Source organism: Flavobacterium sp., from assembly GCF_046317795.1.
In the GTDB taxonomy this organism is placed as follows: Bacteria; Bacteroidota; Bacteroidia; order Flavobacteriales; family Flavobacteriaceae; genus Flavobacterium.
Genome location: NZ_JBKCVI010000013.1, coordinates 1 through 7944, shown reverse-complemented (window position 1 = coordinate 7944; position 7944 = coordinate 1). Strand labels below are relative to the sequence as shown.

Below are 7944 nucleotides of genomic sequence, written 5' to 3'. Positions count from 1 at the left end.
AAAATAACACCACCGCCACCACCAAATATTTTGATGTGTCCAGCACCTTTTTCTTTCAATAAGTCATGCATATACTTGAAATACTCATTGTGACCACCTTGATAGGAAGTCATAGCAATGGCATTGGCATCTTCTTGTATGGCAGTATTCACTACTTCTTCCACACTACGGTCGTGCCCCAAGTGAATGACTTCAACTCCGGTAGCTTGAATAATGCGACGCATGATATTAATAGCGGCATCATGTCCATCAAAAAGAGAAGCAGCAGTAACAATTCTAACTTTATTTTTAGGTATGTAAGGTATTTGTGGTTCCATTTTGCGAATATGAAAATTTTGAGTGCGCAATTTACGCAATAAATAAAAATTGTTACAACGATTTCGTAGAAAACATAAAAATAAAACACATCAAAAAAAAGACTCTGGTTAATAATAACATAATAGTAGTTTTGCAAAAAACAACTGGCTTAATTTTTGATATTTAGTATAAAAAAATAAAATATGAAAACAATAATAACGCTGCTTCTGTTAATTCCTTTCCTAGGTTTTGCTCAAATAAAACTACCAGATCAAGTCAAAAAAGTTATTCCAACAAAACTTCCCAGTAGTAGTTCTGTTTTAAATTCTACCGATATTTCCAAAGGATTGAAAGAAGCTTTAAATAACGGTATTACCAAACAAGTTACCAAATTGACTGCCGAAGATGGTTTCTACAAAAACGAATTAGTTAAAATTCTTTTGCCCGAAGAATTGCAAAAAGTGGATAAAACATTGCGAAAAATGGGACTTGGCTCACTTGCTGATGAAGGGATTTTGATGCTGAACCGCGCTGCCGAAGATGCCGTAAAAGAGGCAACACCAATTTTTATGGATGCTGTGAAGAATATCAGTTTTAACGATGCTAAAAACATACTCATGGGAAATGAAAGCGCAGCAACAAACTATCTTCAAACTTCAACTAGTACTGCATTGTACACCAAATTTAATCCTGTTATTCAAAGTTCTTTTGCTAAAGTAGGCGCCGATAAAGTTTGGGCAAGTATCATCAAAAAATACAATAGCATTCCATTAGTAAGCAAAGTCAATCCCGATTTAACCGATTATACCACCAACAAAGCGTTAGAAGGTGTTTTTAAAATGATTGCGGTTGAAGAAAAAGAGATTAGAACTAATTTGAATTCTAGGAGTTCAAGTTTGTTAAAAAAAGTATTTGCGGCTCAGGATAAAAAGTAATTTATACTTAAATGTATTTTTATTATTTAAAAATATCCTAATTTTGAGTTTATATCTAATTCAGAATTATGCAAACCAAAATTAAGAACTTCCTTATTTTCGTTTTAATTCTTCTTTTACATTTTAGTCACGCACAAAATAATGCAAACTATGTCAATGTATTTATAGGCACAGACGGAACGGGACATACTTTTCCAGGTCCTTCTAAACCTTTTGGCATGGTGCAACCCGGACCAGACAATCGTGATGAAGGTTGGAACCACACCAGCGGTTATCAATACAAAGACACTTTATTGATGGGGTTTTCACAAACGCGGTTTAGTGGTACCGGCATAGGTGAAATGGGCGATATTTTGCTAATGCCTTATTCGAAAACAAAAAAAAAAACTGCAAAATTCTTATTATAAAGAAACCGAGAAAGCCAGTGTGGGTTATTATACCGTTACCAAAAAAGATGATGTAAAAGTGGAATTGACTTGCTCGGATAGAGTTGCTTTTCATCAATACACTTACCCAACCAAAAATGCTAATGTACTAGTTGATTTACAACATGGTTTGCGATTTTTAACGGATAGCTTAGTGCTTGAAAGCGATGTGAAAACTGAAAACAATCATACTATTTCGGGTTATTGCAAAACCAAAAATTGGGTAACCCGAAAATACTTTTTTACCATAGAGTTTGATACTCCTTTTTTCGAAGAAGAAAAACTCCCAATGGGCAAAAAAGACAAAGCGCCAAAGTTCAATCTGTCTTTTACCTTAAACGAAAGCAAAATTCTAAAAGTCAAAATTGCCTTATCAACAGTTTCGGTTGATGGCGCCATAAATAATTTACAATCCGAAATTCCGCATTGGAATTTTGAAAAAGTAAAAAATGAAAATGTCAACGCTTGGAACAGCTATCTCAATCGAATAGACATTGAAGCATCGCAAAAGCAAAAAGAAATCTTCTATACTTCACTGTATCATTTGTTTTTACAACCTTCCAATATTACTGATGTGGATGGAAAATATCGCGGTGCTGATGATAAAATTAATAGAGCTCCAAACAAGGAATACTACTCTACTCTATCTATTTGGGATATTTATCGAGGTGCTTTTCCGCTGTTACAAATCATAGCTCCAGAGAAAGTAAACGGAATTGTCAATTCCATGCTGATACATCACAAAGCAGCTGGATTTTTGCCCATTTGGACAGCTTGGGGACAAGATAATTATTGCATGATTGGCAACCATGCTATCCCAATGCTACTATCTGCTTACAACAATGGATTTAAAGGTTTTGATGCTAAGGATGCTTTGAAAGCCATGGTAGAAACATCTACCAAAAGTCATATTAATTCTAATTGGGATTTGTATAATCAGTATGGTTATTATCCTTTTGATAAATTAGATAACGAAGCGGTTTCACGAACATTAGAAAGTGGTTTTGATGATTATTGTGTAAGTCAAATGGCAAAAAAACTAAACGATAAAACCAATGTAATTGCCTTCGATGAAAGAGCAAATTATTATAAAAACCTCTTTGACCCCGAAACAAAATTATTCAGAGGAAAAGACACCAAAGGAAATTTCAGAACGCCTTTTGATCCATTAACCGCAACATCACCAATGAACAATCCAGGCGATTATACCGAAGCCAATGCCTGGCAGTATTTTTGGACACCAGCGCAATATGATGTTCAGGGAATGATAAATTTATTAGGTGGAAAAGACAATTTCACCAAACAGTTAAATACTTTCTTCACTATTGAAACACCTAATCCGAACAAGTTTCTGGGGCAAGAAGCCATGATTGGGCAATATGCACATGGCAATGAACCTAGTCATCATATTTTGTATTTGTATGCCTATTCCAACGAACCTAAAACAGGTCATAAATACATTCACAAAGTCATCAATGAATTTCATAACAATACCCCCGATGGTATGATTGGGAATGACGATTGCGGTCAAATGAGTGCATGGTATATTTTGTCAACGTTAGGGTTTTATCCTGTTAATTCTAGTAATGGCGAGTTTGTATTTGGAAGTCCACAAGTTAAAAAAGCTGTCATTCATTTAGATAATGGAAAAGATTTTAGAATAGATGCTTACAATTTTTCGAATGAAACTATATTCAACGAAAATAGATTTTTGAATGAAAGAAAAATTGCAAAACCATTCATCACTTATAGAGAAATTAGGGCTGGTGGAACGTTAAAATTTGAAATGATAAACAATTAATTATGAAGAAATCGATATTAATATTTTTACTATTTTCAGTATTTATGGCAAACGCACAAGAAAAATTTCAATCATTACCTTTTGGCAGCATCAAACCAACTGGTTGGCTTAAAACTCAAATGCAAAAGGACGTTGAAGGTTATTTAGGAAATTTAGATAAATTGGTTCCCGATTTGATTAATGACCCTATTTATGGTTCGGGCAGATTGCATAAAAATAGTCAAGTGAAAGATTTAGGTAACCTGAAAGCGGGTGATGCCGAAGGAAGTGATCAATACAAATGGTGGAACTCCGAAACGCAATCTAATTGGTGGGATGGTTATATTCGGAATGTGTTTTTAGTTGATGACAAAGCTGGAATTGAGAAAGTACATCAATATGTTCAACGGATTTTAGCAACCCAAGACGAGGACGGTTATTTAGGAATTTACGACAAAGAACTGCGTTATAATTTTAATTCAGAGAATGGTGAATTGTGGTCAAAAGCTACATTACATCGCGGTTTATTGGCATACTATGAAGCAATTAAAGATGAAAAAGTTTGGAAATCATTAGTTCGAGCGGTTGACAATGTGATGGTCAATTATCCTATTAATAATTCAAGTCCTTTTTCATCTGGTGAAAAATTTAATGGTGGTGTTTCTCATGGTTTGACCTTCACCGATGTTTTAGATAAAATGTATCAACTTACCGGAGATAAAAAATATACCGCATATGCTTTGTTTTTATATCAAGATTTTTCTAAAACATATCAATCAGAATGTGATGTGCAATTGTCTAATATTTTAAATCCAAACTATAAATTAAAATCGCATGGCGTTCATACCTACGAACATTTACGACCATTAATCGTGGCAGCTTATCAAAATAAGGATTTGCAAAAAGCGTTAACCATTTACCTCGAAAGAATAAAAAATACGACTACTCCCACTGGCGGACCTATTGGCGATGAATGGATTGCTGAACGAACTGCAGATGCCACACATACGGGTTATGAATATTGCTCTATTCACGAATTGTTAGATAGTTATACCGTATTTCTTCAAAAAACAGGAAATGCTAGCATTGGAGACGACATTGAAACTATTTTTTATAATGCCGCACAAGGATCTAGAAATCCGAACCATTCTTGTATTGCCTATTTGAAAACTGATAATTCTTATGAAATGTTAGGCACCAAAAATGGTGAAGTGGAACCCGATAGAAAGCAAACACGTTATAAATATTCTCCCGCGCATCAAGATGTGGCAGTTTGTTGCAACCCAAATGCAGGAAGAATTTCGCCCTATTTTATACAATCGTCTTGGATGAAAGAAAATGAAAATACAATGGTTGCCACTTTATTGATGCCAAATGTATTAGAAACCGAAATTAAAGGGTCAAAAATCAGGATTGAAAATAAAACCAATTACCCCAATGAGAATGCTTTTCATTTTCAAATACTATTAGATAAACCTACAACATTTAGACTTAAAATAAGAAAACCAAGTTGGACAACATCCATAATAACCAATGAAAAATATCGAGTAGAAGACGATTATATCATAATAGAAAGAACATTTAAAACAAATGACAACATTAAACTTGAATTTAAAACCGAGGTTAAAGTGATTACTGATAGTAAAGGGGAGCATTACTTTTCGTATGGAAGTTTATTCTATGCAAAAGAAATTTCTTCACTCCAAATTAAAGGAAAAGAATATGCTAGAGGATTTGAAGATTTAAATTATGAGCCATTAGATAAAACGCGATTTAAATTTATTGAAAATCATAGGGCAACTTTTAATAACAACAATATTAAAGCTGATTTAAAAAACATTGTAACCAATAAAACAGAAACGGTAACCCTTATTCCTTTCGGAAAAACAATATTGAGACAAGTCTCATTCTAAAATAAAAAGTTAAAATTTTAGAAATCAATAACATAAGTATAACATAACCTTAACACATACATTTGTAAAGAGCACGTATATTTGTGGTGTAATAAATTTGGTTTTTTATTATAATTGGTTTAGGTTAGTTAAAAGAATGCCGGTGTCCTCATAACATCGGCTTTTTTATTTCAAAATTTCTTGCATTTCTTGTTGGATTTTCAATGCTTCTTCTCGAGCTTTTTGGGCAAAATCTACTCCAGCAGATGCATAAATAATTCCTCTGGAAGAATTTATTAATAAACCTACATCTTCGTTCATTCCAACTTTACAAACTTCTGAAAGACTACCACCTTGAGCTCCAACTCCAGGAACTAACAAAAAACTGTTCGGAATGATTTTACGGATTTCAGTAAAATATTCGGTTTTGGTAGCACCAACTACATACATCAAATTTTGACTATTTTTCCAAGTTTTGGAAGTTTTAATTACGGTTTTATATAGCTCTTCGCTAACTCCCGAAACTTCGGGATTGGTTTGAAAATCAAAAGCGCCTTCATTGGATGTTAATGCTAAAAGTATCGTGTGTTTGTTTTCAAAATCGAGAAAAGGTTCCACACTATCTTTCCCCATATAAGGTGCAACGGTAACACTATCAAAATTCAAATCTTCCAAAAAAGCTTTCGCATACATAGTGGATGTGTTACCAATATCGCCTCGTTTGGCATCGGCAATGGTAAAAATTTCAGGATGCTTTTCGTTAAGGTAATTAATGGTTTTTTCAAGCGATTGCCAACCTTTTAAACCATAAGCTTCATAAAAAGCAGTGTTTGGTTTATAGGCAACACACAAATCGTGAGTGGCATCGATAATGGCTTTGTTGAATTCGAAAATGGGGTCTTCGAGTTCTAATAAATGGGTTGGAATTTTAGTTAAATCGACATCGAGACCAATGCAAAGAAAGGATTTTTTGGCTTTGATTTGCTGAACAAGTTGTGGTGTTGTCATAGAATGCAGTTGTTTGACAAAGTTACTTTAAAGTTTTTGAACTGCAATGACAAGAGAAAATCCAAAAGTTGTCAAATATTCAAATGATTTATCCTTTAGCCCCGATTATAGCGAAAATCCTTTTTCTTTTTGTCCCTTCGACAAGCTCAGGATGACAAAAAGAAAAAGACCTGCCTGCCGGCAGGCAGGTTGTAGCGGAAAGCGGGAATTGCCATAAATGATAAATCCCAAGCCATTTGCTCCAAAAAAACATCAAATTTTCAATTAAAATACTTCGCTTTCTTTTAGTTTTTCCATATTGTTAACCAACTGTAATTCGTCAACAAATTTTTGAATTTTCCCATTCATCACACCATCCATATCAAAAACATCCAAACCGATGCGGTGATCGGTTACACGACCTTGTGCATAATTATAGGTACGTATTTTTGCTGAACGGTCACCCGAACTTACTTGCGATGTTCGTTTGGTAGCATCTTCGGCTTGTTTTTTGGCCAATTCCTGTTCGTATAAACGAGAACGCAAAACTTCGAGTGCTTTGTCTTTGTTCTTGTGTTGCGATTTTTGATCTTGACATTGTGCTACTAATCCCGTTGGAATGTGTGTTAAACGCACTGCCGATTTAGTAGTATTCACCGATTGTCCACCTGGTCCAGAAGAACAGAAAAAATCAACCCGAACATCATTCATATCAATTTGTACGTCAAATTCTTCCGCTTCGGGCAACACCATAACCGTTGCTGCAGAGGTATGTACTCTTCCTTGCGTTTCGGTTTGCGGAACACGTTGTACACGGTGAACCCCTGCTTCAAACTTTAAAGTGCCATAAACATCTTCTCCGGTTACTTCAAAAATTACCTCTTTGAAACCGCCCGAAGTTCCTTCATTCATATCGACCACCGAAGTTCTCCAACCACGACTTTCACAATATTTTGTATACATACGAAACAAATCACCAGCAAAAATGGATGCTTCATCACCACCAGTCCCCGCACGAATTTCGACCATTACATTTTTGGCATCCTCTGGATCTTTAGGTATCAACATGAATTTGATTTCTTCTTCTAATTCTGGTAAACGGTCTTTGGCTTCATCCAATTGCATTTTGGCCATTTCCACCATTTCTGCATCTGAACCATCCGCTATAATTTCGTTAGCTTCTTCAATATTTCCGGTAACATTAATTAGCTCTTCTCGCTTTTCCATTAGCGCTTTAAGCCCTTTGTATTCTTGATTTAACTGTACATAACGCTTTTGATCAGAAATAACATCGGGCTGAATAATCAAATCGGATATTTCGTCGAAACGTTGTTTTACATATTGCAATCTTTCTAACATATTATTTTTTTTTCGTGTGCAAAAATACAATTTTTTGTTTCAAGTTTAAAGTTAAAGGTTTCAAGTTTTTTTCATAGTATTGTAACACTTAAAAAAGTTATCATGAAAAATGTAATAGTTATAGTAGTTTGTGTTTTATTTATTTCCTGCCAAAATAAATCGGAAAAAAACTTCGAACAATTAGAAAAAATGAATTGGCTTATTGGGAATTGGGAAAATAAAATGGACGACGGAATTTTATCCGAAACATGGAAGAAGGAAAACGATAG

5 protein-coding genes and 1 pseudogene are annotated in these 7944 nt (G+C 34.4%); 3 read left to right on the top strand and 3 right to left on the bottom strand.

Annotation, left to right across the window (positions count from 1 at the left end; all coding sequences use genetic code 11):
• A partial coding sequence (locus ACK5ON_RS00835; RefSeq protein WP_409818998.1) for a cobalamin-dependent protein occupies positions 1-317 on the bottom strand: 317 nt, incomplete at its 3' end.
• Positions 318-500: 183 nt separating this feature from the next.
• On the opposite strand from ACK5ON_RS00835, the gene ACK5ON_RS00830 reads away from it, so the two are divergent.
• The 3 genes and pseudogenes from ACK5ON_RS00830 (at position 501) to ACK5ON_RS00820 (ending at position 5350) form a co-directional block, all read left to right on the top strand.
• Complete coding sequence (locus ACK5ON_RS00830; protein ID WP_396157305.1) at positions 501-1232, top strand: DUF4197 domain-containing protein; 732 nt, start codon at positions 501-503, stop codon at positions 1230-1232.
• Positions 1233-1300: 68 nt separating this feature from the next.
• Positions 1301-3458, top strand: a pseudogene (locus ACK5ON_RS00825) (GH92 family glycosyl hydrolase).
• Between the two features lie 2 nt (positions 3459-3460).
• Positions 3461-5350, top strand: coding sequence for a beta-L-arabinofuranosidase domain-containing protein (locus ACK5ON_RS00820; RefSeq protein ID WP_409818995.1), 1890 nt, complete (start codon positions 3461-3463; stop codon positions 5348-5350).
• Between the two features lie 165 nt (positions 5351-5515).
• Here ACK5ON_RS00820 and pyrF read toward each other — a convergent pair whose 3' ends face one another.
• Positions 5516-6337 (bottom strand): orotidine-5'-phosphate decarboxylase, encoded by an 822-nt coding sequence (gene pyrF, locus ACK5ON_RS00815; RefSeq protein ID WP_396174140.1) that lies wholly within the window; start codon positions 6335-6337, stop codon positions 5516-5518.
• A 264-nt stretch (positions 6338-6601) separates the two neighbouring features.
• Complete coding sequence (gene prfA / locus ACK5ON_RS00810; RefSeq protein WP_409818993.1) at positions 6602-7675, bottom strand: peptide chain release factor 1; 1074 nt, start codon at positions 7673-7675, stop codon at positions 6602-6604.
• Positions 7676-7944: the final 269 nt, after the last annotated feature.

Excerpts from the sequence above, each read along its gene's own strand:
- ACK5ON_RS00830 (WP_396157305.1), top strand. The coding sequence starts at position 501 with ATGAAAACAATAATAACGCTGCTTCTGTTAATTCCTTTCCTAGGTTTT.
- pyrF (WP_396174140.1), bottom strand. The coding sequence starts at position 6,337 with ATGACAACACCACAACTTGTTCAGCAAATCAAAGCCAAAAAATCCTTT.
- ACK5ON_RS00820 (WP_409818995.1), top strand. The coding sequence starts at position 3,461 with ATGAAGAAATCGATATTAATATTTTTACTATTTTCAGTATTTATGGCA.
- prfA (WP_409818993.1), bottom strand. The coding sequence starts at position 7,675 with ATGTTAGAAAGATTGCAATATGTAAAACAACGTTTCGACGAAATATCC.